The 23291-nt window shown below is 46.0% G+C and carries 26 protein-coding genes; 11 read left to right on the top strand and 15 right to left on the bottom strand.

All coding sequences use genetic code 11. The features are described 5' to 3' along the window. The first annotated feature begins 13 nt into the window (after positions 1-13). A complete protein-coding gene (locus tag VF685_RS12140; protein WP_286385364.1) occupies positions 14-715 on the top strand; it encodes a DsbC family protein in 702 nt (233 codons plus the stop codon). Between the two features lie 72 nt (positions 716-787). Here VF685_RS12140 and VF685_RS12135 read toward each other — a convergent pair whose 3' ends face one another. The 5 genes from VF685_RS12135 to VF685_RS12115 all read right to left on the bottom strand — a co-directional run bounded on the left by VF685_RS12135 (position 788) and on the right by VF685_RS12115 (position 4427). Continuing rightward, a complete protein-coding gene (locus VF685_RS12135; protein ID WP_005181091.1) occupies positions 788-1048 on the bottom strand; it encodes a GlsB/YeaQ/YmgE family stress response membrane protein in 261 nt (86 codons plus the stop codon). Positions 1049-1214: 166 nt separating this feature from the next. Further along, positions 1215-1742, bottom strand: coding sequence for a hypoxanthine phosphoribosyltransferase (gene hpt, locus VF685_RS12130; RefSeq protein ID WP_286385365.1), 528 nt, complete (start codon positions 1740-1742; stop codon positions 1215-1217). A 70-nt stretch (positions 1743-1812) separates the two neighbouring features. Next, the gene (locus VF685_RS12125) at positions 1813-1968 is read right to left on the bottom strand and encodes a hypothetical protein (protein WP_168369888.1); all 156 of its coding nucleotides are present in this window, start codon (positions 1966-1968) and stop codon (positions 1813-1815) included. Further along, positions 1955-3271: a guanine deaminase gene (gene guaD, locus VF685_RS12120; RefSeq protein ID WP_286385366.1), complete on the bottom strand. Its 1317-nt coding sequence runs from the start codon at positions 3269-3271 to the stop codon at positions 1955-1957. The genes VF685_RS12125 and guaD overlap by 14 nt, the downstream gene beginning before the upstream one ends. Before the next feature lie 199 nt (positions 3272-3470). Beyond that, on the bottom strand, positions 3471-4427 hold the full coding sequence (locus VF685_RS12115) for a TerC family protein (RefSeq protein ID WP_286385367.1): 957 nt from the start codon (positions 4425-4427) through the stop codon (positions 3471-3473). Positions 4428-5002: 575 nt separating this feature from the next. Between VF685_RS12115 and VF685_RS12110 the strand changes: the two genes are divergently transcribed. Both VF685_RS12110 and VF685_RS12105 read left to right on the top strand, forming a co-directional pair. After that, positions 5003-5287 carry a GNAT family N-acetyltransferase gene (locus VF685_RS12110; protein ID WP_005181078.1) on the top strand — a complete coding sequence of 95 codons (285 nt, stop codon included), beginning with the start codon at positions 5003-5005 and terminating at the stop codon, positions 5285-5287. 38 nt (positions 5288-5325) lie between these two features. Then, on the top strand, positions 5326-5607 hold the full coding sequence (locus tag VF685_RS12105) for a GNAT family N-acetyltransferase (protein ID WP_016659776.1): 282 nt from the start codon (positions 5326-5328) through the stop codon (positions 5605-5607). A gap of 95 nt (positions 5608-5702) precedes the next feature. Here VF685_RS12105 and VF685_RS12100 read toward each other — a convergent pair whose 3' ends face one another. The 3 genes from VF685_RS12100 to mpl form a co-directional block, all read right to left on the bottom strand. Continuing rightward, complete coding sequence (locus tag VF685_RS12100) at positions 5703-6026, bottom strand: hypothetical protein (RefSeq protein WP_286385368.1); 324 nt, start codon at positions 6024-6026, stop codon at positions 5703-5705. Continuing rightward, positions 5935-6789: an alcohol dehydrogenase catalytic domain-containing protein gene (locus tag VF685_RS12095; RefSeq protein ID WP_286385369.1), complete on the bottom strand. Its 855-nt coding sequence runs from the start codon at positions 6787-6789 to the stop codon at positions 5935-5937. Before VF685_RS12095 ends, VF685_RS12100 begins: the two co-directional genes overlap by 92 nt. Positions 6790-7038: 249 nt before the next feature. Beyond that, complete coding sequence (gene mpl / locus VF685_RS12090) at positions 7039-8406, bottom strand: UDP-N-acetylmuramate:L-alanyl-gamma-D-glutamyl-meso-diaminopimelate ligase (protein ID WP_005181071.1); 1368 nt, start codon at positions 8404-8406, stop codon at positions 7039-7041. Between the two features lie 254 nt (positions 8407-8660). Here mpl and VF685_RS12085 point away from each other — a divergent pair, with 254 nt between their 5' ends. Next, positions 8661-8999, top strand: coding sequence for a DMT family protein (locus tag VF685_RS12085; protein ID WP_005181069.1), 339 nt, complete (start codon positions 8661-8663; stop codon positions 8997-8999). Between the two features lie 2 nt (positions 9000-9001). Here the strand turns inward: VF685_RS12085 and VF685_RS12080 are convergent, their stop codons facing one another. Beyond that, positions 9002-10282 (bottom strand): DUF2254 domain-containing protein, encoded by a 1281-nt coding sequence (locus VF685_RS12080; protein ID WP_440203657.1) that lies wholly within the window; start codon positions 10280-10282, stop codon positions 9002-9004. 288 nt (positions 10283-10570) lie between these two features. Here VF685_RS12080 and purE point away from each other — a divergent pair, with 288 nt between their 5' ends. The 4 genes from purE (at position 10571) to VF685_RS12060 (ending at position 14244) form a co-directional block, all read left to right on the top strand. Next, entirely contained in the window at positions 10571-11083 is a 513-nt protein-coding gene (gene purE / locus VF685_RS12075) for a 5-(carboxyamino)imidazole ribonucleotide mutase (RefSeq protein ID WP_005181065.1), read from the top strand. A 15-nt stretch (positions 11084-11098) separates the two neighbouring features. Continuing rightward, on the top strand, positions 11099-12220 hold the full coding sequence (locus tag VF685_RS12070; RefSeq protein WP_104488335.1) for a 5-(carboxyamino)imidazole ribonucleotide synthase: 1122 nt from the start codon (positions 11099-11101) through the stop codon (positions 12218-12220). A gap of 14 nt (positions 12221-12234) precedes the next feature. Further along, on the top strand, positions 12235-12501 hold the full coding sequence (locus VF685_RS12065; RefSeq protein ID WP_168384701.1) for a hypothetical protein: 267 nt from the start codon (positions 12235-12237) through the stop codon (positions 12499-12501). A gap of 459 nt (positions 12502-12960) precedes the next feature. Further along, positions 12961-14244 carry a lytic murein transglycosylase gene (locus VF685_RS12060; protein ID WP_075168300.1) on the top strand — a complete coding sequence of 428 codons (1284 nt, stop codon included), beginning with the start codon at positions 12961-12963 and terminating at the stop codon, positions 14242-14244. A 42-nt stretch (positions 14245-14286) separates the two neighbouring features. Here VF685_RS12060 and VF685_RS12055 read toward each other — a convergent pair whose 3' ends face one another. The 4 genes from VF685_RS12055 to grpE form a co-directional block, all read right to left on the bottom strand. After that, positions 14287-14676 (bottom strand): hypothetical protein, encoded by a 390-nt coding sequence (locus tag VF685_RS12055; RefSeq protein ID WP_162182855.1) that lies wholly within the window; start codon positions 14674-14676, stop codon positions 14287-14289. Between the two features lie 120 nt (positions 14677-14796). Further along, positions 14797-15708 carry a matrixin family metalloprotease gene (locus tag VF685_RS12050; protein WP_440203660.1) on the bottom strand — a complete coding sequence of 304 codons (912 nt, stop codon included), beginning with the start codon at positions 15706-15708 and terminating at the stop codon, positions 14797-14799. Positions 15709-15940: 232 nt separating this feature from the next. Further along, a complete protein-coding gene (gene dnaK, locus VF685_RS12045) occupies positions 15941-17881 on the bottom strand; it encodes a molecular chaperone DnaK (RefSeq protein ID WP_005181052.1) in 1941 nt (646 codons plus the stop codon). A gap of 119 nt (positions 17882-18000) precedes the next feature. Continuing rightward, positions 18001-18549 (bottom strand): nucleotide exchange factor GrpE, encoded by a 549-nt coding sequence (grpE, locus tag VF685_RS12040; RefSeq protein ID WP_168383835.1) that lies wholly within the window; start codon positions 18547-18549, stop codon positions 18001-18003. A gap of 830 nt (positions 18550-19379) precedes the next feature. On the opposite strand from grpE, the gene VF685_RS12035 reads away from it, so the two are divergent. Further along, a complete protein-coding gene (locus VF685_RS12035; protein WP_168396845.1) occupies positions 19380-19631 on the top strand; it encodes a hypothetical protein in 252 nt (83 codons plus the stop codon). Positions 19632-19874: 243 nt separating this feature from the next. Here the strand turns inward: VF685_RS12035 and VF685_RS12030 are convergent, their stop codons facing one another. Next, the gene (locus VF685_RS12030) at positions 19875-20300 is read right to left on the bottom strand and encodes a hypothetical protein (RefSeq protein WP_127801898.1); all 426 of its coding nucleotides are present in this window, start codon (positions 20298-20300) and stop codon (positions 19875-19877) included. A gap of 201 nt (positions 20301-20501) precedes the next feature. On the opposite strand from VF685_RS12030, the gene VF685_RS12025 reads away from it, so the two are divergent. Next, the gene (locus VF685_RS12025) at positions 20502-21578 is read left to right on the top strand and encodes a di-butyl phthalate-hydrolyzing esterase (protein ID WP_168396846.1); all 1077 of its coding nucleotides are present in this window, start codon (positions 20502-20504) and stop codon (positions 21576-21578) included. Between the two features lie 10 nt (positions 21579-21588). Here VF685_RS12025 and VF685_RS12020 read toward each other — a convergent pair whose 3' ends face one another. After that, positions 21589-22299, bottom strand: a complete 711-nt coding sequence (locus VF685_RS12020; protein WP_440203656.1) for an acetoacetate decarboxylase family protein — start codon at positions 22297-22299, stop codon at positions 21589-21591. Between the two features lie 97 nt (positions 22300-22396). Here VF685_RS12020 and VF685_RS12015 point away from each other — a divergent pair, with 97 nt between their 5' ends. Then, a complete protein-coding gene (locus VF685_RS12015; protein WP_005181044.1) occupies positions 22397-22969 on the top strand; it encodes a peptidylprolyl isomerase in 573 nt (190 codons plus the stop codon). Positions 22970-23291: the final 322 nt, after the last annotated feature.

Raw genomic sequence — 23291 nt, 5'->3', positions numbered from 1 at the left:
ACAAGATTTCACTATGTTCAAACATGCATTTTTGCTGGCAGCACTCGCGATGAGTTCAACGCTGGCACTGGCCAATGTCGACACGGTCAAAGCCAATTTAAAGCAGCAACATCCAAACCTGGACATCCAGAATATTCAGGCCACCGAAATGCGCGGGATTTATAGTGGTTCAATGCAGGGTCAGGTGGTCTATCTGAATGAAGATGCCAAGCATATTCTGGCCGGTTCCATGATCCGTTTAAGCGACCAGCAGAATTTGACCAAAGCGCTGCTGGTGCAACAAAACAGCATCGACTGGAAAAAACTGCCGCTACAAGATGCTTTAAAAACGGTTCGAGGGACGGGTAAACGTCAGCTTGCCATCTTTTCTGACCCAAATTGCCCGTATTGCAAACAGCTGGAAGTAGAGCTGAAAAAACTCAATCATGTCACCATTTACACCTTTATTTTACCGTTAAAGGCACAATCGGTACGCCCTTCGCAGCAGGTGTATTGTGAAGCCAATCCGGCACAGGCCTGGGAAGACCTGATTGCCAAAGGCCTTAGCCCGCGCGCGATCGAGCCCTGTGCCAATCCGATTCAGCGTAATCTGAAACTGGCGCAAAGCCTGGGACTAAACGGTACACCAGCCATTATTTTCTCGAATGGTTTTAAGGTGATGGGCGCCTACCCTGCTGCGCAGATCGAGCAGATTTTCAAGGAATTCGGACTCTAAGCTCAGATTGTTAAAAGTCAGATTTTAGACCATAAAAAAGCACCGGCGAATGAACGGTGCTTTTTTATTGATTTAAACGCGATGTGAGCGTTTGGAAATCATGTTATAGATAAACAGAATAATCAGCGCACCAATCACCGAGGCAATAAAGCCGGCAGCTGAGTTTTCATCATACAGACCGAGAAAGCGACCGCCGTAAGTGGCCAACAGTGAACCGGCGATCCCGAGTAAGGTGGTCATAATAAAGCCTGCTTTATCATCACCTGGATGGATGGCACGGGCGATAAGACCTGCAATAAAACCAATCACGATAGCCACAATAAGTGTCCACATCTCCTGTCTCCTTCTTGTTATGGTTTATCAAGTTGAGTTGTTGCTATTTGATTTATTTTTCAGGATTTTTGAGAGGACAAACAGTAGAGTCCTGCTACAGATTGTAGCTTTTTTGTCCGCTTTGTCATAAAAAAAGTGGCTGAACGCCACTTTCTTTTGCGGTTGCTTACAGACCAATTTCACCAATAAACGGGATATGGCGATATTTCTGGTCATAGTCGAGGCCATAACCGACAATAAATTTGTCTTCCACTTCAAAGCCCAGGAATTTAACTTCCAGTTCAATTTCACGGCGTGACGGTTTGCTGACCAGCGTGCACAGCTCAATCGAGTTTGGTTCACGGGTTTGTAAAATTTCCAGTACTTTGCTCAGGGTATTGCCAGAGTCGATAATATCTTCTACTACCAGCACATCTTTGCCACGAATTTCGCCGTCGAGGTCTTTCAGGATTTTTACATCACGCGAAGACAGGGTACCGCCGCCATAACTTGAAACAGTCATAAAGTCCAGTTCATGCGGTTTTTCAATGGTCCGGCATAAATCGGCCATAAACAGCACAGAACCACGCAGTAAACCGATTAACACCAGTTCCTTGTCACTGTTGGCGTAGTGCACATTAATCTGTTTACCAAGTTCTTGAACTTTTGCATGAATTTCTTCAGCAGAAATCAATACTTTCATATCAACGGTCATGGGTAGATCCCTAAAAGAGCAAAAAATAAAAAAGGTGTTGACCTGCAACACCCCAAAATATGCCTTAATTTTAATACATCTTGCGGTCAGATGCATCCTCTTTGCTGTCTAAAAAATCAGCATTTTTGACCGGGTGATCTCTTTTCAGCAACAAGGCCAGACCAATCAGCGTGAGCGCCACCCGCCATTTCGGTTGCGCCCGGCGTACAGGTTTAGTCGCGGACATAGGCACATTGTCCATAAATATAGGTGGCCTGAATATTACGTTCATCGCCCATGGTCATTAGTGCAAATAGGCTGTCTTCCAGGCCTTTGCTGTGCTGCTGGCGCAGGGCCTGCAAGGCGGTGGCGTTTAAATCCAGCACAATAAAATCAGCTTCTTTACCGACATTGAAATTGCCGAGCTTGTCATCCAGATCCAGTGCTTTGGCACCGCCTAAAGTGGAATGATACAGTGCTTCATAGGCCGACAGGTTTTGCTCAAGTAGCTGCTGGACTTTATAGGCTTCGCTAATGGTGCGCAGCTGGCTAAACGAGGTCCCTGCCCCGATGTCGGTACCCAGGCCCATTTTGACCTGTTTCTGCCAGGTCTGATGGATCGGGAACAGGCCACTGCCCAGGAACAGGTTGGAGGTCGGACAAAAGGCAATCGCGGAATCGGTCTGGTGCATACAGTCCCATTCCTGCTCTTCCAGATGCACACAATGTGCAAATACCGAACGTGAACCGGTCAACCCATAATGATGATAGACATCTAAATAGCCTTTTTGCTCCGGGAACAGGCTTTTGACCCAGGCAATTTCATTTTTGTTTTCACTTAAATGGGTATGCAAATATACATCCGGATATTCAGCTTTCAGCTGCTGCGCTTTTTCCAGTTGTGCCGGAGTTGAGGTCGGTGCAAAACGCGGGGTAATTGCATATAAATTACGGCCTTTGCCATGCCACTTTTCAATCAGTGCTTTAGATTCCTGATAGGCGCGTTCTGGCGTGTCACAGAGTTCCTCGGGTGCATGACGGTCCATCAGCACTTTACCAGCAATCAGGCGCATCTGGTGCTGTTCTGCGGCTTCAAAAAGGGCATCGACAGATTCAGGATGCACGGTACAGAACACCAGTGCCGTGGTGGTGCCATTTTTCAGCAGTTCCTGCACAAAAAATGCAGCAATCTTGTCAGCATAGCTTTTATCAGCAAACTGCATTTCGGTTGGAAAGGTATAGGTATTTAGCCATTCCAGCAGCTGGGTGCCATAGGCGCCAACCATTTCGGTTTGCGGGAAATGAATATGGGTATCAATGAAGCCGGGTATAATCAGCTGATCGGGATAATGCTGCACTGAAACACCGGCCGGAATATGCACCTGCCCCTCTTCCCAGGGACCAAACCAGTGAATTTTCCCGTGTTGGGTAATTAATAAACCATCTTCTACATAGCGCACTTGGTCGTGAATATCACGCGCTTGGGCAACTGTATTCTGAATATCGAGGAAGCGGCCGCGGATGGCTGTCGTCGCAATGTGAGAAGACATTGAAAACCTGCACTTTGTAATTTTTTCGATTGATTGTAGCTGAAAAAATTAGCATGTTTATATGAACATTCATATTTAACCATGCGTATTTTTTATGAGATCAAATAATCATGCGTAATTTCAACAGAGCGTGCGTGTGCAGCCAAACTTGTAGACAAATAAAAAAGCCTGCTGATGCAGGCTTTTTTGATGCTTAATCTTACAGCGTAGTTTCGTTATGTTTCTTGCTATGACGAATCGACAAGATCGCAGTCACTGTCAAGACAATCACAATAAAGCTCAGTGAAATCCAGATCGGCATATGGAATACATCCAGCATCAGCATCTTAAAGCCGATAAAGACCAGAATCAAACCTAGGCCATAAGGCAGATAATGCATTTTTGAGGCGGCACCTGAGAGCAGGAAGAACATTGCACGCAGGCCTAAAATTGCCATCAGGTTGGCAGTAAGCACAATGAAGGGGTCGGTGGTGACAGCAAAAATAGCAGGAATTGAATCCACCGCAAAAATCACATCGGAGGCTTCAACCAGAATCAGCACCAGAAAGAGTGGCGTGGCCCAGAGTAAGCCCTCTTTACGTACAAAGAAGCGGCTGCCTTCCAGCTGCGGGGTAATCCGCATATGTTTGCGTAACCATTTCAGGATCGCCATATCTTCGATATTGCTGTCTTCATCGTCCTGTCCACGCAGGAATTTAAAGCCGGTATAGACCAGGAAGGCACCGAACAGATACAGAATCCAGGAGAATTCCTGCACAAACCAGGCGCCAATAAAAATAAAGATGGTACGCAGCACAATAGCGCCCAAAACGCCATACAGCAGGATTTTACGTTGTAACGCTGGTGGAATGGCAAAGGCAGCAAAAATCATCAGCCAGACAAAGACGTTATCAATCGCCAGTGATTTTTCCAGTAAATAACCGGCCAGATATTCCATCACCTTGGTATTGGCGACATCCAGTCCGGCGGTCTGTTTCAGATATAACCATAGGCCACCACCAAACAGCATGGCCACGCTGACCCAGGCGATACTCCAGTAGGCAGCAGTACGGACTTTGACTTCCTGCTGTTTAAAGCCGACAAAATCGATCACCAGCATGACGGCGACAATTGCGAAAAAGACAAGATACAGCCAGAGCGTACCAATTGTTTCCATGTGAATTCTCCACATCCGACAATTGGCCATAAAAAAACCTTGACCCGTTGCCAGATGAAATAAAAACATCCATAACAACGTGATCAAGGTCTTGCCTACATTGCCCTGCCTGATGCAGATTCAATGCTCAGATACCGACTTTTTGCAAAGTGTAATGACGATAGTCTGACAGGTTAAAACCAGTGAGTTTCATCTGGGTTTTAACGCTTGGAGGAGGCTACTCCCCTTGTTCAACAATTCTGTGTTGGGGGAATGCCCCAAAGTCGACAGAGAATTGCATATTTTTAAGTAAAGTGCAATTAGGCTTATTTAAATGGATCGCGAGATTTTTCCTTATAGATTGAAATTCCGAGATAAATGGCTAAACCCACCAACAACAAAATAATGATGAAAAAAAGATCCATAGTTAAAAATATTGCAATGTATTAATCATGTAATTAATTGTATCCATATTTTAGCTAAAAACCTAGTCATGTTTCACAGATCATAAAAAATGTAAGTCACACTTTTCTTTTCTGTCTTTTTCTGTGAATAAAGCAGATACTGACTATTCCAGATAGGAGGATATGATAAAAATGATGGTGCAACACGAAAACAATGACAGCAAAGGGGCCTTTTTTGTTGAAGCCAATGGCGAGCGTCTGGCTGAGATGACCTATTCACGTGCTGGCGAAGATAAAATCATTATTGACCATACCACGGTCAGTGAACAGTTACGTGGTCAGGGTGTGGGACGTCACTTAGTTGAAGCTGCGGTCAATTATGCCCGCGAACAGCAGATCAAGATTATACCGCTCTGCCCTTATGCCAAAGCGGCTTTTGAAAAAGACCCGTCGATTCAGGATGTACTTCAACCCTAATTCATCAGATGACACATAAACTTTAAGGCAGGACAGCAATGGATATTCAACATCAAGAGGCAAAACGTGGCGGCGCATTTTTTATTGAACGGGATGGACAGCGGATTGCTGAAATTACCTATCAATGGCAAGACACGCATAAAATTGTCGCCGACCATACCTGGGTAGATGATTCATTGCGTGGCCAAGGCATTGCCCGCCAATTGCTGGATGTACTGGTCGAGTTTGCCCGGGAAAAACAGCTCAAGATTGTACCGGTCTGTTCTTATGTTGAAGTCATGTTTCGACGCGAGCCCAGCCTGGCTGATGTCGCCGCTTAAATCTGGCGCTTGAACCCGCCACCGACTTTGGAGGGTCAGCCAATATATAAAAACCACGAGCATGAACTCGTGGTTTTTGATTGCCGATTAAGGCCTTAGCTGTAATCAATGATCACTTTCAGGGCTTTTTCATCTGAAGCGTGTTTAAATACCTCATAAGCCTTTTCAAGCTGGTCAAATTTAAAATGATGGGTGGCCAGACGTTCCATTGGCAGTTTGCCGGCACAGCAGCTTTTGAGCAGCATGCCGGTGGTATTGGCATTGACCAGACCGGTGGTAATGGTCAGGTTTTTAATCCACAGTTTATTTAACTCAAAATTCACCGATTTACCGTGTACCCCGACGTTGGCCAGATGACCGCCCTCTTTGACGATATGCTGGCAAATATTCCAGGTGGCTTCTACCCCCACGGCTTCCATGGCGCAATCGACCCCCGCGGCCATCGGTAATTTCCAGAATACGCTGAATGGCATCTTCTTTGGCCGAGTTAATGGTGTGGGTCGCGCCAAGTTCCTTGGCCATGGCCAGCCGGTTATCATCCATATCTACCGCAATAATTTGCGCCGGTGAATAGAATTGTGCAGTCAGCAGACAGCCCATCCCAATCGGGCCGGTACCAATAATGGCAATGGTATCGCCGGGTTTGACATTGCCATATTGCACGCCAATTTCATGCGAAGTCGGCAACACATCTGATAAAAATACCGCGACCTCTTCATTCAGTCCTTCTGGCAGCGGATACAGCGAGGTATCAGCAAATGGGGTGCGTACATATTCGGCATGGGTGCCGTCAATCATATAACCCATGATCCAGCCGCCTTCATTGCGGCAGTGTGCATAGAGCTGTTTCTGGCAGTTTTCACAGGTACCGCAGCGGCTGACGCAGGAAATAATCACCCGGTCGCCCGGTTTGAAATTTTTGACTGCCGTACCGACCTCTTCAACAATCCCGATGCCTTCATGGCCGAGAATACGGCCATCAAACTGGCCGGTTTTTTCGATTGCGGTGCTTTCAATTTCCGGGTTTTTGCCTTTCCAGATACCAAGGTCGGTACCGCAAATCGTTGACTTGGTCACGCGGATGATGGCATCAGTGGGTTGCAGAATCTGGGGACGTGGACGCTGTTCAAAACGGATATCATTGGCGCCATGATAAACCATGGCTTGCATTGTTTGGGACATGGTGGTCATCCTCTTGTTGTGCTTATTGTGGGACAGCCTGCGCCTTTTCACCTCATCAGGAACCGTTATAGCACAGGATGTGATCGTTCTAACTTAATAGGAGTTGATGACAAGTTTATCTCTAAAAAACCTTTTTTATTCAGACATTTGTATATTTATTTTAATCTATTGAATTGTATGACAATAAAACAGGGCTGCAGTATTCTAACTACAGCCCCGTTGAATGATGTTTCAGGTCAATAAACGTGCTTAAGCCGATTTTAATGCGCTTAATAATTTCTGGTGCAGACCACCAAAACCGCCATTAGACATGATCACCACCGCATCGCCCTCGCCTGCTTCCTGGCTGACGGTATGAATAATGTCATCCAGCGTCCGGGCAATTTTGGCCTTGTTTGGTGCCGCAGCCACCACCGGTTGTAAATCCCAGTCCAGTCCTTCCGGTTGATACCAGATTACTTCATCGGCCAGACGCGCTGAATGTGCCAGTCCATCTTTATGGCTGCCCATACGCATGGTATTGGAACGAGGCTCAATAATCGCCCACAGTTTGCGTTCACCTAAACGTTTGCGCGCGCCTTCCAGAGTGGTGTCAATCGCAGTCGGATGATGGGCAAAGTCATCATAGACCTCAATGCCGCGTACGGTATCGAGCAGTTCCATACGGCGTTTTACCCCGCCGAAATTGGACAAGGCCGCACAGGCCGTTTCAATCGATACACCAACATGCGCCGCCGCGGCAATGGTTGCCAGGGCATTGGCCACTGAATGCTGGCCGGTCATGTTCCAGCAGACTTCGCCCTGAACCACACCATCTTGCAGCACTTTAAAATGTGAGCCATCGGCCTGTAACTGCTCGGCAGATAGCGCGGCCTGAGCATGTGCAGTTAGTGAGGTGCGCACCACCGGTGTCCAGCAGCCCATTTCCAGCACTTCATCAATATGGGTTTCGGTAACCGGTGCAATAATGCAGCCTTCACTTGGAATGGTACGTACCAGATGATGGAACTGTTTTTGAATTGCCGCCAGATCATCAAAGATATCGGCATGGTCAAATTCCAGGTTATTTAAAATGGCAGTTTTCGGATGGTAATGCACGAACTTGGAGCGCTTATCGAAGAAAGCAGAATCGTATTCATCGGCTTCAACACAGAAGTATTTGCCACCACCTAAACGCGCGCTTTCTTTAAAGCCAAGCGGAACACCGCCAATCAAAAAGCCCGGTTCCAGACCGGCCTGATCCAGCACCCAGGCCAGCATGGTGGTGGTGGTGGTTTTACCATGGGTGCCGGCCACGCCCAGAACATGCTTGCCTTGCAGCACATGATCGGCCAGGAATTGTGGACCTGAAACATAAGGCAGACCGGCATTGAGCATATATTCCACCGCATCAATACCACGTTTCATGGCATTACCGACAATCACCAAGTCCGGATGCGGCTGTAAATGGCTGCGGTCATAGCCCTGCATTAAGGTAATGCCTGCATTTTCCAGTTGGGTCGACATCGGCGGATAAACATTTTGGTCGGAACCGGTCACGGTATGACCCAGGTCACGCGCCAACAAGGCCAGAGAGCCCATAAAAGTGCCACAAATACCCAAAATATGCAGATGCATCCGCTGTTACTCCACTGCGTGTAGGACCGTACCATTCTTGTTGATGGCCTGGTCATGATGTATTGAATTGTCAGCAACGATAGCAAGGCTGTTTCGGAAAAGATAGTCATTCTTGTAGGGATTCGTTGACTGGAATCCGAAAAAATCAGGCATTTTCCAGGCGGATGCTGACCGTGAAAAAAATCCGCACGGCTGCACTGCTTTTTTGGCCTGAAACCGTACAATAGGCTGACATTTTCTGGATACTGCCGCCTATGTCCTTCCCTTTACTGCTGTTAATTATTTCCAACTGTTTTATGACTTTGGCCTGGTATGGACATCTGAAATTTTTGCATGGCGCGCCGCTGTGGCAGGCCATTTTGTTTGGCTGGATGATTGCCCTGCTCGAATACGCCTTTATGATTCCGGCCACGCGCTTACTGGCCCAGCATGGCTGGTCACTTGGGCAAATGAAAATTACCCAGGAAGTGGTGACCCTGCTGGTCTTTGTGCCGTTTATGCTGTATCTGTTCAAGCAGCCGTTTAAACTGGATTATCTTTGGGCCGGTCTGTGCCTACTCGGTTGTGTTTACTTCGTTTTTCGCAGTAGCTAAAGTTATTCCGGTTGTGGCAGATGTGGAAAAAGTGCGGCGAAATCTGCTTGAATCAGCGCCCGTTCTGGTGCGAAATCAAAGTGATGTAAACAGCGTTGTAGCACCTGCATCGCCATCTGCGTGGCCGCCTGTCTGAGTTCCGGTTCCGGTACATTCTGCTCAATCATCGACAGGCATTTCAGCAGGCGCTGATTTAACTCCAGATTCTGGGCACAATCGCGGGCCAGCGGCATAAAGCTGCCATAAATCAGGTCTTGCAGATCAAAGCACTCAATACTGAGATGCGGACAATCACAGCGTGTTGCCTCCGGGTCCGGATGACTGTCAATTAGAATCCGGGTCAGCGCATTCAGCGTGCTAATGCCAGAACCGACATCATTAATTGCACTCGACATGGCTTTTTGCCCGACCTCACTCATCACCAGCAGACAAAAACGCGGGTCCTGCAGAAAACTGCGATTGGTTTCAATAATCAGATGCTGCAGAATCTGATTGCGGATCTGCTGTTGCTGTTCTTCGGACAGCGCCTGCGGACTATAGACTTCGACCAGCGCCGTCATCGGATCTAAAAATTTGCCCGGCATAGATGGCAGATGTAAATGCAGTTGCTGCTGCGCGGCAATCTGCTCCAGTCCGGCCAGATCGACATGGTTAAAATAGCCGGTTGTGCTGCTATAGACGCAAAAGCTGGGCGCAAAGGCAGGCTTCTGCCCTGTTGCCCCCAAATCCGGTTGATGCCGGAACTGGCCCAAGGCCTTTTTGGCCGCAGTTTCAATCTTGTCGATGGTGGTGGTTAAATTGCCGAGTTTGGACAGGGTTTGTACCCAGTGAATCAGGGTATAAATCAGGTACATCAGCACCAGAATGGTACTGATAAACAGCACAAAACGTCCGGATGGACCGTAGTACTCCAGCCCCAGGGCAGTTTTGGCAATCACTGCATAAATAAAAGCGGAAATAAAACTGGAAATGGCCAGCCGGGTGTTGTCATCGCTCATCATCAAGCTATAGGCACGTGGTGTGCCGCTGCTTGAAGCCGAAGCAAAAGCTGCCACCATAATCGACAATGAGAAGGTTGTCACTGCCAGCATGCTGGAGGCAATAATATCCAGCAAGCTGCCCAAGGTGTCGATGCTGATATTCGGTACCGTACTGGCCGGAATAAAATACTGGCTGGCGATGGCAAATAATGAAAAAAATGTCGCAAAGATGGCACCCAGCGCCGGCATCAGCCATAAGTTTTCTGAAGGGTTTTGTAGCCAGATTTTAAGTTTGAACCACATGGAAACTGCCCTGAAAATATCTTTAATCTAATCTTAAGTTATTCATTACAAAAAGCTTTATCTTGATAGTTATAGCGTTTTTTTCACCGCTGTATGTCCTCTTTTTGTATTTTTGGCCTATTGCTATCATTGTATTTTCTTCAGTTTTACAAACAGATAATTTTAATCTTTATTCTTGCGCCGAACTTTAGCCAGCCGGTTTTTCAGTCTATAATACGGAGCTTATTCATTAAAGCTTGGCTCTCGTCGAGATTTATCTTTTTTCACTTAGTCTCTGGAACATTAGCAATGAATGCGGCCGCAGCACAAGACGCTCCTCTCGTTGGAATTATTATGGGTTCTCAATCTGATTGGGCAACTCTCGAACACACTGCCAATATGCTCAAGCAGCTTGGTGTCCCATTTGAAGCGGAAGTGGTTTCTGCGCACCGTACCCCAGACCGTTTATTCGAATATGCCGAAACTGCGCGTGATCGTGGTATTCAGGTGATTATTGCCGGTGCGGGTGGCGCTGCCCATTTACCGGGCATGTGTGCAGCCAAGACAGATCTTCCAGTGCTGGGTGTGCCGGTTAAATCTTCTATTTTAAATGGTGTCGATTCACTGCTGTCGATTGTACAAATGCCGGCCGGAATTGCGGTAGGTACCTTGGCAATTGGTCCGGCCGGTGCCACCAATGCTGCCATTATGGCTGCCCAGATTCTGGGTTTAACGCGTCCAGAGATTGCGAAAAATGTCGCTGATTTCCGTGCAGCGCAAACCGATAAAGTGGCCAGCAACAATATTCCGGGTCAGGCTTAATACGGGACATTCCTTATGAATAAAACCATTGGTATTTTTGGTGGTGGGCAGCTTGGTCGTATGATGGCGCAAGCCGCGTTACCACTCAATATTCAATGTACTTTCTTTGAAGCCAGTGCAGATTGCCCTTCTGCGGCTTTAGGTACGGTCTATTCAAACGCAGCTGAACACGGTTTGCAGGATTTTATCCAGAGTGCAGATGTATTTAGCCTGGAATTTGAAAATACCCCGCTGGCTGATGTCGATGTCTTGACCCAAAGTAAAGCGTTGCATCCGCCGCGTCAGGCGCTGGCGATTGCGCAAAACCGTCTGCAGGAAAAAGCCTTATTTGATGCACTGCAGATTCCGGTGGCGCCGTATAAGGCGGTTGATTCGCTGGACAGTTTACAGGCGGCGGTAGCTGAATTAGGTCTGCCGATTGTACTGAAAACCGCAACTGGCGGTTATGATGGTAAAGGTCAGTTTGTGCTGCGTAGTGCTGATCAGATTGATCAGGCCTGGGCAGAACTCGGCCCTGCCGGCTTGCTGATTGCAGAAAGTTTTGTCACCTTCTCGCGTGAAGTATCAATTATTGCGGTACGTGGCCAAAATGGCGATGTGAAAACCTGGCCATTGGCTGAAAACCATCACCATCACGGGATTTTGTCGCACTCGATTGTACCGGCACCGAACAGCACTGACTTGCAACCGGTGGCGCAAGACTATATTACACGTTTGCTGAATCATCTGAACTATGTTGGTGTGTTGACACTGGAACTGTTTGTGACTGAAAAAGGCCTGTATGCCAATGAAATGGCACCACGCGTGCATAATTCAGGGCACTGGTCGATTGAAGGCGCAGTCTGTTCACAGTTTGAAAACCATGTCCGTGCAGTGGCTGGTTTGCCGCTCGGTTCGACTGAGGTGGTGCGCCCAACGGTGATGGTGAATATTATTGGTCAGCATCCAAAGTCGGAAGATGTGTTGGCGTTAAATGGTGCACATCTGCATTTGTACAATAAAACCGAACGCGAAGGTCGTAAAATTGGGCATATTACCTTAATGCCAAACGACAGCCGTGAACTGACTTCACTGTGCCGTCAGCTGGCGAAAATTCTGCCAAATCCGCTGGCCTTGAGTGAAGATATGAGCATTTAACTGCAGATTCGTTTATGAAAACAGCGGTCCCTCAGCGGGCCGCTTTTTTTATGCCAGAAATTCGGGCAAGATTGCGCTCTTTTTTCGCCAGCCGCCATTGGTCGGCTGGTTCAACAACAGGCTTGATTGCTTCAGTCCAGATCTTTTATAACTATAAATGGCTAAAAAACAAACATAAATACAGAGCATCTGAAAAATTAAAAATGAATTCAAACGCAGATTTTATTTTGAATTTAAATCTGAACATGCAGTTTGAATTTAAAATATCCGCTGAACTTTAAATTCAAAAATATGAATTCAAATCAGGTTGTAGTTTTAAATTTAAAAATTTGAATTTAAAACCTGCGAAATAAATTCAAAAACTGCAATTTAAATTTGAAAAGTACAGATTTACGGTCCGGTGGATGGGTTTTGTGGATAAGTTTTGCTGAAATAAATTTAAAAATGATGATTTAAATTTAAAACCAGCGCTGTTTTGCAGGTGTGGATAACTTTTACTGGTTGAAGTCTGAAAAAATGAATTTAAAAGAATGAATTTAAATTTAAAAAATAAGAAAACCCAGATTTGAATTTAAAAATACTCAAGATTAGATCTGTGGATAAAATTTTTTAAATTCAAAACTGAAATATGAATTTAAAATGAAGCAAAATAAATTTAAATTTACGTTTTTACCCTGTCATTTTATGGCCCAGCTGTTATGGTAAAACCAGTTTTAAATTCAAATGACATAAGGGATAGTATGCATCGCTTTGCTTTTGTTTTCGGATCTTTGGCATTGGCTGCATCTCAGCTACATGCAGAACTGATTATTAATGGTCAGCCGGTCACCACTACGGCGCCGGTGCCAAGTACCATCCAGCCTCAAAATAATTTCCAGGTCTGTCTGGCCAATTTACGCGGCCAGGCTATGGCCAAGGGCGTCAGTGGCAGTACTTATGACCGCTATACCCAAAATTTAACGCCAGATTATTCCGTGATTGAACGCCTGAATTATCAGCCGGAATTTTCGACGCCAATCTGGGATTATCTGTCTGGTCTGGTCGATGAAGAACGCGTACAACTGGGCCAGCAAAAACTGGCCGAGCACCGTGAAGTGCTGAACCGGGTTGCAGCAGCTTATGGGGTACCGCCAGAAACCGTGGTCGCGGTGTGGGGTGTGGAAAGTAATTTTGGCGATATTTCTGGCCGTTATCCGTTATTGCAGGCCTTAGGTACTTTAAGCTGCGAAGGCCGTCGTCAGAGTTATTTCCGCGGCGAATTCTTTGCCGCGATGCGTATTTTACAACGCGGTGATGTGCGTGAAGATCAGCTCAGAGGCTCATGGGCCGGGGCATTTGGTCATACCCAGTTTATGCCATCGACCTATGAAGAACTGGCAGTGGATTTTGATGGTGATGGCCGCCGTGATCTGGTATCAAGCACCACCGATGCCTTGGCATCAACCGCCAATTTCCTGAAAAAACGTGGCTGGCAAAGCGGACAGCCGTGGGGCTTTGAAGTGAAATTGCCCGCAGGCATGTCGGTCAGTGGAGAAGGGCGCCGCAATAAAAAATCCTTAAGCAGCTGGGTCAATCGTGGGCTAGTACGAGCCGATGGCAGTGCCTTGATTCAGGGCAATCTTTCAGGCAGCAGTCAGGCCGGTTTGCTGACACCGGCAGGCGGCAATGGCCCGGCTTTCCTGGTGTTTAAAAACTTTGATGCCATTTACAGTTATAACGCCGCGGAAAGTTATGCCTTGGCCATTGCGCATTTATCCGACCGTTTACAGGGCAAAGGCCCGTTTGTGACGGCATGGCCTACCGATGATCCGGGCACTTCACGCGCAGAACGTCGTGAAATCCAGCAGTTTTTATTAAATCGCGGTCATGATATTGGTGCGGTAGATGGCCTGATTGGTGATAAAACCCGTCAGGCGATTCGTCAGGAACAGATCCGCCTGGGCTTAAGTCCCACCGGGCGTGCCGGACAGCAGGTGTTACGCGCTTTTCGTAATGAAAATGCCAAACTGATGATGCTGCAATAAATAAATATGCAATAAAAAGGGCGCCTTATGGCGCCCTGATGTTTATTCAATATCTGAGGTATCAATCTTCACGGCTTCTAAAATATCAAAAATCACCGTGGTTACATCCTGACTCAAATCACGGTTGTTAAACACTTCATAGGCTGTAATGGTGACATCGGTATCACTTGGCAGCAATTTTTGTTCTTCTTCAATCAGGTGATTGACCGGCAACAGGGTCTGTTTGATTTCTAAATGCAGGATATCTTCAAACTCGACATTTTCTTCTTCGAGCTCAATCATTTGCTCATTAAAATACGGCAATAGAATAGAGTAGAGATACGGTTGAATATCGACGATATCAAACAGTTCAATATCACGCGTTTGTTCAATCGTGCTGATGTGGTCATTTACTTCAATCAAAATATGGTAGTAACTCACATTAATCTCCACAAACATTCCTGTTGAAATTGCGGCTTTCACAATAACATGAAATAGCCAGAGAGGGCAGTGCTGTTGGCGATAAAGCCCCGGTTTTCTAGATTAACTTGTAATGAAAAGCATCAAATGTATTTAACGCTGCTGCAAAAGCGCCAAATCGGCGGCAGTTAGCTGAAAATGATCCAGATTTTGCTCTTGCATGAGAGGATGCATCAGGGCGTGCGGATCATGGGTATGCCCCAAGCCCAAGGCGTGACCGAATTCATGTGCCAAGGTTAAACGCAGGTCGGCGTCTGACTGAAACTCATAGATGCGAATACTTTTACCATCAAAGCTGCCTTTATCAAATAAACGTGGCTGAAAGCGCTGGTTAAATTGCTGCACCGAAGCATCAATTGACTGATTTAGCTGGTTGAGGGCATCGACCTGTTGGTTCAAGCCTGCAATACGTACATTAAACTGTTGAATTTCAGCCTGTAAACTGGCGGTTTGCTGTTCGAGTTGCTGGCGCTGCTGGTTTAAAGAGCTGCGCTGTGTGGCCGATGCACCGCCTTGCTGGTTCAGCTGCTGCACCTGCTGGTTATAGGCATTCAGCTGTTGCTGTAACTGGGCATTTTTAAAGGCCAGCTGCTGGTTCAGTTGCTGAATCTGCTGTTTGACTGTCTGCACTTGGGTCTGCTGGTGTTCCCAATGCTGCTGCTGTTGCTCAATCTGGCCCATCTGTAGGCGACGCTGTTCCGATTCATATTGGCGTTCATCATAAATCAGGCGGATTGCCAGTCGTGCTTGTGGATCATAGACAAAATAGTCCTGACCAGTACCCTCTGTCCAGATTTGTGTGGCCTGTCGGGCCAGTTGCACTACCTCGGCATGACTTAAACCAAAGCGCGGGTCCACTTCGGCAATCCGGTAACGCAGCCGGGTATCCAAAGGGGCCTGAATCCGGGTCAGCAGGCTGTTGTGCTGCAGCTGCGGATGTTGCTGGTTCTGATACCACAGCATGGCGGCAAACAGCAGTAACACAATCAGGATTAAGGGACGCATCACGCAGATTGGGTTTCCTGTAGAGAGGGGGCAATTAACTGCACATCCGCATCTGTGTGATCGATTTTCTTTCCTTTATATAGCAGGAGAAAAGGATCAAAAGCAGAGTAGGCCAGATGGGGATGTCTAACTAGCTTAAAAAAGCCGCAGAGATGAAACAAGTCTTTTTTGCTTTCAAGCAGATATAAAAAAAACCGCGCTTACGCGCGGTCTTTTTGTTTAAAGCGACAAATTATTTTTTGTCATCTTTCACTTCAGTGAACTCAGCATCTACAACGCCATCGTCCGCTTTTTGCTGTTGACCTGCATCACCACCGAAGGCATTTGGGTCAAAACCTTGCGCACCGCCTTGGCCTTGGGCTGCTTCATACGCACGTTGCGTAATTGGCATGATGATGTTTTGCAGCGCTTCAGTTTTCGCCTTGATCGCGTCAACGTCATTTTCTTTGGTTGCTGCTTCAAGTTCTGAAACTGCTGTTTCTACCGCAGTTTTCTCATCAGCAGTCACTTGTTCGCCAAGATCTTTTACTGCTTTTTGAGCAGAAGAAACCAGGGCATCGGCTTCGTTACGTGCTTTTGCCAGTTCTTCAAACTTACGGTCTTCTTCAGCATTCGCTTCAGCGTCTTTGATCATCGCTTCGATTTCAGCATCAGACAAACCTGAGTTTGCTTTAATCTGGATCGATTGCTCTTTACCCGTGCTCTTGTCTTTCGCAGACACTTTCAAGATACCATCGGCGTTGATGTCGAACGATACTTCAATTTGTGGCACACCACGTGGCGCAGGTGGGATGTCGCCCAACTGGAAGTTACCCAACAATTTGTTTTGTTGAGCCATTTTACGCTCACCTTGGTAAACCGAAATGTCTACTGCAGGCTGGTTGTCAGCAGCGGTAGAGAACACTTGCGATTTTTTCGCAGGAATCGTGGTGTTTTTCTCGATGATTGGCGTTAACACACCGCCCATGGTTTCAATACCAAGTGTAAGCGGTGTTACGTCAAGTAAAAGAACGTCGTTCTTGTCACCTGAAAGTACCGCACCTTGAATCGCCGCACCCATTGCTACAGCTTCATCCGGGTTCACGTCTTTACGTGGCTCTTTACCGAAGAATTCTTGTACTTTTTGTTGGACAAGTGGCATACGAGACTGACCACCCACCAAAATCACGTCAGAGATGTCAGATGTTGAAAGACCCGCATCTTTCAGTGCAATACGGCAAGGTTCGATGGTACGCGCAACTAGGTCTGCAACCAAACCTTCTAATTTCGCACGTGTTACGTTGATCACCAAGTGTTTAGGACCAGTCGCATCAGCCGTGATGTATGGCAGGTTGATTTCAGTTGCATTTGAAGAAGAAAGCTCGATTTTTGCTTTTTCAGCCGCTTCTTTCAAACGTTGTAACGCCAGTGGATCATTTTTCAGGTTGACATTTTGTTCTTTCTTGAACTCTTCAACCAGGTAATCGATCAATGCGTTATCGAAGTCTTCACCACCTAAGAAGGTATCACCGTTAGTCGACAATACTTCGATTTGCTGGTCGCCATCAAGATCCGCAATTTCAATGATGGATACGTCGAAAGTACCACCACCCAAGTCATAGACTGCAACTTTACGGTCGCCTTCTTTCTTGTCCATACCGAACGCTAACGCCGCAGCAGTAGGTTCGTTGATGATACGTTTAACGTCTAAACCAGCAATTTTACCGGCATCTTTAGTCGCTTGACGCTGTGCATCGTTGAAGTATGCAGGAACGGTTACAACTGCTTCAGTAACAGTTTCACCGAGGTAATCTTCCGCAGTTTTCTTCATTTTTTTCAGAACTTCTGCAGAGATTTGCTGTGGTGCTAATTTTTTGTCGTTAACTTCAACCCAAGCATCACCATTGTCTGCTTTGATGATTTTGTATGGCACCAGACCGATATCTTTTTGTACCGCTTGGTCTTCATAACGACGACCGATCAGACGTTTGATTGCGAACAATGTGTTTTTCGGGTTAGTTACTGCTTGACGTTTCGCAGACTGACCGACCAGGATTTCGCCATCTTTATACGCAATAATAGATGGGGTTGTACGCGCGCCTTCAGCGTTTTCAATTACTTTAACTTTATCGCCTTCAAGTACTGCAACACATGAGTTGGTTGTACCTAAGTCAATACCAATGATTTTAGCCATTTGGATGTTTCCTCAAAAATTTTATTGTGCTTTACACTTGTTATCCGATATGAGAGCCGTTCAATTTTTTTCAAGTTAAAAATATGAAAAAATTTCACCAACTCCCGAATTTATGAGGCTTAAGCGCCGACCATAACCATTGCAGGACGCAATAAACGGCCATTCAAGCTATAACCTTTTTGCAGTACGTTGCCAATTTCGTTGGCTTTGGCTGTTGGATCAATACCCACCGCCTGATGTAAATCTGCATTGAAACCGTTCGCGGTATCTACCACCACAATGCCGAATTTCTCTAAAGTTGTCAGCAGTGATTTCAGCGTCAGTTCCACCCCTTCAGACAGCGGGGTTTTTTCTTCGCCAGCTGCGGCAATAGCACGTTCCAGGTTATCTACGCTATCGAGCAGTTCTTTGGCAAATTTCTCCAGCACTGCTTCTTTATGCTTTTCAGATTCACGCTGAATACGCTCGACACTCTTTTGCGCTTCATACACTGCATTGGCGGTACGCGCTTTTTCAAGTTTTAAATCGCCTTCGAGCTGCGCAATCTGTTCTTGTAAAGACTCAACGGAAACGTCTGCCTGCTCGGTTTCAGCTTGAGTTTGGGTAGTATCTTGTTCTACTTGCTCTTGTTGCAGATCTTGAGCGTCTTGGTTGTGCTCGGTTGCCATTGATTTACTCCGTTTAAATGGGTTCTTAAACATGTACAGTCCTTCTGGCATCAGTATTGACTGGTTCATTCTGAACTGCCATGAGTGATGAATTTCGTAATTATTAAAGAAGTCGGGGCAGGGGATAAAAATTCAAGCGGTGCCAGTCATTAAATCTGCAGAAATTTGCTGAAAAAACATACCTTCTTTTAATTTTTGATCTTTTTAGCAGGGAGGGTGCAGGAAGATACTACGAGGCTGAAACCCCAATTTATGGGAAAATGATTTTAATTTTAAGTCCGGATAAATTCTGTAGATGCTGTTGAGTTGTCTATACAAAATTTTTAAGTTGATTATTATTTATACATAAAAACGATCAGAATGAGTGAAAAATACTATTTTACAGGGCAAGGTCAACTTTGTATGATTGCGTCCAGATTCTATCGCTGTAGTTTCTTTTGATATTTTCTTGAAATGTGTTTTCTGGCTTATCCGCCCTCTGGATAAGCCTTTTTTTTGCCCTAAAGATTTAAAAGTGCCGCATTTACACTGTTATCTTTTCGCAAAACTAGCCGTATGTTGTGTAGAGCACGCTGTTTTCTTCCTCTAAAATAATTCTGCACTTTCGTTCTTTTTTATTGCTGTAATCTATAACAAAAACAGCAGATTAATCCTGCTGATTCCTTCCATTGGCTGTAAAAATAGCTGCATCTTCATGTTTATAAAAAACTGCATAACTCGTACCGGTGGATATAAAAATTTAACTTTTTATCTGCCCAGCCAGTGCTGAAATTTTGAAAGTATAGCCAGCGCAAAGTTGGACTTTGTATTTTTCAATGAATGAGGATCGAATGATGAAAAAAATGGGTGTATTGGCTGTGGCCTTGTTTGCTGGACTGGCGGTGGTAGGTTGTAGCAGTCATGAAACGGCACAGGCACCAGAAGTGGCACAAAATCCGGAGCAACCTGAAACGGTACAGGTGACTACCATGCCGGTAGAAGCGGGGGCTGAAGTGGGCGTAGCCGCAGAAGTCACTGCCCCGGCCATTGCTGCACCAGCAGGATCGGAAGCACCGGCGGTTGAGGCACAGCCACAGCCCTAAATTCAACGCTGTCTATTTCAAATGAAACAGGACCATCATTTAAATCAGGGAGGAAAATTTAATTTCTCAACAGGGAGATCAAACTAATAGGCCAGGGAAGGCCATGCTATTTTCACTATTATTATGGAAGGTCGTTATTTTTCTATCACAGCGCTTTCAATCAAAGCACCTTGTAAAAATAAAAACCCGAAAGCCAGGTTTTCGGGTTTTTAAACTGTACATCGCACACTGTCAAATACAGGATTAATCACGACGGTCACGTTGCCGTTTGCGATATTCTTCCATCCGTTTACGCTGTTCTTCGACCCGTTTTTTACGCTGCTCTTGCTGTTTGCGTTCGACTTGCTGGCGTTTACGGTTCAGTTCGGCGCGTCGTTCGCGTTCCCGTTGTAACTGCTGACGGCTTTGTTCGGCACGTTTACGTTCCAGTTCACGTTTTTGTCGATCCCACTGCGCTTCGCGTTGGTGTTGCTGTTGTAAGCGTTTCTGACGTTGTTCATATTCCCAACGCTGACGTTCTGTCATGCGGCGATAATCATAGTTACGGTCGTAATCCCGGTCATAACGATGATCATAGCGGCCATTGTAGTGACCATCTTCAGGGAACGCGACACAACCGACCGCTAAAAATACGGTCGCGCAGGAAACCAAGAGGAGTTTTCTAGACATGGTGAGCGTCCTTTTTCTATCCGGATTAGCAAAATCAATCCCTCTGTATCATCAAAATTGTCAATGACACCTTATAGAAATAAGATTAGCGTATATAAATTCTGAATATGTAGGCCGATGACTGGACTTCTATAACGAAATAGTCACTAAACTGCTGATCATGTAGAAAATGTGAAGAATGAATAAAAAAGGAAGATGTAGATGAGTGCGTATCAACAGAAACTGCAAAAAATCATTGATAACAGTCAGGGTGCGGTGGTGCGAACACTCGATCATTTACCGTGCATGGCGCAGGAATCGCTGGCGCGCGCCTTGGGCTATCCTTATCAGTATCCGCAACTTGACCCACTCATTAAATGCATGATGGCGGCCCAAATCAAGCAGGGGCGTATCGGCTTTATTGGCGAAAATCCGGCGCAATCGCGTCAGGCCTTTGACACCCAGATGAAAGCCATCCGCAAACAGCCGACCTATGTCAAACGGGTCGAAGATTTACGTTTAAGCCTGCAAAGCGGCACCATCTCGGCCCGTTATTATCATCCTGCACCGCATAAAAAACTGCCACTGATTGTGTTTTATCATGGTGGCGGCTTTGTGGTGGGCAATCTCGATACCCATGATGAAGTCTGCCGGCTATTGGCGCATGCCGCTCAGGCGCAGGTGGTCAGTGTCGATTATCCACTGACCCCCGAGGTTTCACCGACACAGCTGATTCAGTGCTGTGAAGATGCTTTGGCTTGGGTGTATCAGCATCGCCGTCAATTTAATATTCTGAAAAACCGTATTGCCGTGGCGGGTGACAGTGCTGGTGCCAATATTGCTACCGTGGTGTCACAGCGTAGTAAAAATACCGCCTATGCACCGCATGCCCAGTTACTGATTTATCCAGTGGTGGATTTTAAAAGCCGTCATCCGTCGTTCTTTGCCTATAAAGATGGTCTGGTGCTGACTGAGCAGGATATTGATTTCGTCACCGAGTATTATGCGTTACAGCACAATATGGCACTGGATGATGCCCTGATTTCACCAACCTACGGCAATTTAAGAAAACTGCCGCCGACCTTTATTGTGACGGCCGGGCATGATGTGCTGCACGATGAAGCGGAAATTTATGCGCACAAGCTGCGTCAGCAAGGGGTCAAAGTCCAATATAAGGAATATACCGACCAGACCCATGGTTTTATTAATTTAACCCCGGTTTCGCGCCGTGCTAAAAAACTCACGCTCGAGCTGGGCAAGAATTTCAGAAAATTTTGGGATCGACCACGCTTCTTTTAAAAGGGGTAACTTAAAAAGGCCGAATCAGATTTTTTCTGGTTTCACGTGGAACAGCGGTTTTGGTTTTAATCTGCGCTTCGGGGAATAACAGATCAAACTCCGGTACATAAAAACTTTGTAATAGTCGGGCCTGGGAAAAATCAGGAAAAATATCCTGGGTATTTTGCCATTCCACCGTTTTGAGTTTAGATAAACGGCCGCGAAACTTCGGACTAAACTGGTAGCGCTGGCCTTGCCAGGCCTGCTGAATGGATAAAAATGAAGCCGGAATATGGTGGCTATTGATATAAAACGAGGTGCTGTTTTTCGGCCGCTCCAGACAAATTGACATCTCTTGCTGCTGATGACGCACAATACAATAGGTGCGACCTTCTTTTTCCAGCCATTCAAATTCGGCCAGCTCTTTCGGAATGCCCCATAACTGCTGGCCATGCACTAAAGAGGCCTGAGTCGAGACATAAATCTTGGGGATGGTCGACAAGCGATGTTTATACAATAAAGGATGATCCATAATTAACAGTTCATCATACGGACCCACTGGCGAATCCTGATAACGGATCAGCATCACATTGACCATGCGTCCTAAAGGAGACGGGGCCAGCCGAAAACGCTTGGCTGTTTTCAGGAAAAAAGGGTTCAGCCAATAATTCAAAATAAAAGCATCGCCGTGTAAGCGCCAAGGCGGATGCGCAAAAATCTGCTTCTGGATATTGTTATTCATCTTATTCTCAGGATTTGAAAGGAACAGCTAATGTTTTCTTCATACTGAACAATTAATATAAGTGAAGCAAAACATCAAACCACGGATTCGTAAAGAAATGTTAAAACGTAGCGTTCTTATGGCCGCCAGCCTTGCCTTTAGTGCCTCTGCATGGGCTGCCAATTCAATGATTGAAATGAAAACTTCCATGGGCAATATTGAAATTGAACTTTTTAACGACAAAGCGCCATTGTCAGCAGCCAATTTTGAAAAATATGTCAGCAGCAGTTTTTATACCGGTACCATTTTCCATCGCGTCATTCCGGGCTTTATGATTCAGGGCGGCGGTATGGATGCAGCCATGGTGGAACGTCCGAATACCCGTCCACCGGTCAGAAATGAATCCTATAATGGCCTGAGCAATCAGCGTGGTACTTTGGCGATGGCACGGACCAATCATCCTGATTCAGCCAAAAGCCAGTTTTTTATTAATCTGGTCGATAACGACTTCCTGAATAAAAGTCCACGCAATGCCGGTTATGCCGTGTTTGGCCGTGTTACCAAGGGGATGGATGTGGTCGATAAAATTGCCAAAGTACCGACCCGCAATGTTGGTGTGCACCAGAATGTTCCGGCTCAACCGGTGAAAATCCTGAGTGTGAAGATAAAACCGGCAACGGCAAAAAATTAACGAAAATAAAAAGCAGAAATATAAATTAAATATTTCTGCTTTAAAATTAGAAGTTTATTTCAAAGATCGGGTAAAAATGCTCCATATTGGTGCATAAAAAAGAAACACTCGATAAAACAAGATGCTAAAAGCACTTGCGTGTGTAAGAAATTGTCCTATAATGCACCCCATACCGACGAGATACACGGTGATGAACGAGGCGGATCGCTGAGTTGTTGAGTGTTTTGAGTCCAGCTTCTGGCACTGACGAGGTGTTAGAAAGATCATTAAGAGATTATGAAGAACAACTTGTGTGGATTTTTACTGGTTGATTAATCGAATA

The organism is Acinetobacter sp. Brlt_5, assembly GCF_051949055.1.
Taxonomy (GTDB): Bacteria; Pseudomonadota; Gammaproteobacteria; order Pseudomonadales; family Moraxellaceae; genus Acinetobacter; species Acinetobacter indicus.
This window is presented reverse-complemented; position numbering and strand designations above follow the sequence as displayed.

Bases quoted from the DNA above. Each gene is read 5' to 3' on its own strand.
- VF685_RS12140 (WP_286385364.1), top strand. From the start codon at position 14: ATGTTCAAACATGCATTTTTGCTGGCAGCACTCGCGATGAGTTCAACG.
- VF685_RS12135 (WP_005181091.1), bottom strand. From the start codon at position 1,048: ATGTGGACACTTATTGTGGCTATCGTGATTGGTTTTATTGCAGGTCTT.
- hpt (WP_286385365.1), bottom strand. From the start codon at position 1,742: ATGACCGTTGATATGAAAGTATTGATTTCTGCTGAAGAAATTCATGCA.
- VF685_RS12125 (WP_168369888.1), bottom strand. From the start codon at position 1,968: ATGTCCGCGACTAAACCTGTACGCCGGGCGCAACCGAAATGGCGGGTG.
- guaD (WP_286385366.1), bottom strand. From the start codon at position 3,271: ATGTCTTCTCACATTGCGACGACAGCCATCCGCGGCCGCTTCCTCGAT.
- VF685_RS12115 (WP_286385367.1), bottom strand. From the start codon at position 4,427: ATGGAAACAATTGGTACGCTCTGGCTGTATCTTGTCTTTTTCGCAATT.
- VF685_RS12110 (WP_005181078.1), top strand. From the start codon at position 5,003: ATGATGGTGCAACACGAAAACAATGACAGCAAAGGGGCCTTTTTTGTT.
- VF685_RS12105 (WP_016659776.1), top strand. From the start codon at position 5,326: ATGGATATTCAACATCAAGAGGCAAAACGTGGCGGCGCATTTTTTATT.
- VF685_RS12100 (WP_286385368.1), bottom strand. From the start codon at position 6,026: ATGGAAGCCGTGGGGGTAGAAGCCACCTGGAATATTTGCCAGCATATC.
- VF685_RS12095 (WP_286385369.1), bottom strand. From the start codon at position 6,789: ATGTCCCAAACAATGCAAGCCATGGTTTATCATGGCGCCAATGATATC.
- mpl (WP_005181071.1), bottom strand. From the start codon at position 8,406: ATGCATCTGCATATTTTGGGTATTTGTGGCACTTTTATGGGCTCTCTG.
- VF685_RS12085 (WP_005181069.1), top strand. From the start codon at position 8,661: ATGTCCTTCCCTTTACTGCTGTTAATTATTTCCAACTGTTTTATGACT.
- VF685_RS12080 (WP_440203657.1), bottom strand. From the start codon at position 10,282: ATGTGGTTCAAACTTAAAATCTGGCTACAAAACCCTTCAGAAAACTTA.
- purE (WP_005181065.1), top strand. From the start codon at position 10,571: ATGAATGCGGCCGCAGCACAAGACGCTCCTCTCGTTGGAATTATTATG.
- VF685_RS12070 (WP_104488335.1), top strand. From the start codon at position 11,099: ATGAATAAAACCATTGGTATTTTTGGTGGTGGGCAGCTTGGTCGTATG.
- VF685_RS12065 (WP_168384701.1), top strand. From the start codon at position 12,235: ATGAAAACAGCGGTCCCTCAGCGGGCCGCTTTTTTTATGCCAGAAATT.
- VF685_RS12060 (WP_075168300.1), top strand. From the start codon at position 12,961: ATGCATCGCTTTGCTTTTGTTTTCGGATCTTTGGCATTGGCTGCATCT.
- VF685_RS12050 (WP_440203660.1), bottom strand. From the start codon at position 15,708: ATGCGTCCCTTAATCCTGATTGTGTTACTGCTGTTTGCCGCCATGCTG.
- dnaK (WP_005181052.1), bottom strand. From the start codon at position 17,881: ATGGCTAAAATCATTGGTATTGACTTAGGTACAACCAACTCATGTGTT.
- grpE (WP_168383835.1), bottom strand. From the start codon at position 18,549: ATGGCAACCGAGCACAACCAAGACGCTCAAGATCTGCAACAAGAGCAA.
- VF685_RS12035 (WP_168396845.1), top strand. From the start codon at position 19,380: ATGATGAAAAAAATGGGTGTATTGGCTGTGGCCTTGTTTGCTGGACTG.
- VF685_RS12030 (WP_127801898.1), bottom strand. From the start codon at position 20,300: ATGTCTAGAAAACTCCTCTTGGTTTCCTGCGCGACCGTATTTTTAGCG.
- VF685_RS12025 (WP_168396846.1), top strand. From the start codon at position 20,502: ATGAGTGCGTATCAACAGAAACTGCAAAAAATCATTGATAACAGTCAG.
- VF685_RS12020 (WP_440203656.1), bottom strand. From the start codon at position 22,299: ATGAATAACAATATCCAGAAGCAGATTTTTGCGCATCCGCCTTGGCGC.
- VF685_RS12015 (WP_005181044.1), top strand. From the start codon at position 22,397: ATGTTAAAACGTAGCGTTCTTATGGCCGCCAGCCTTGCCTTTAGTGCC.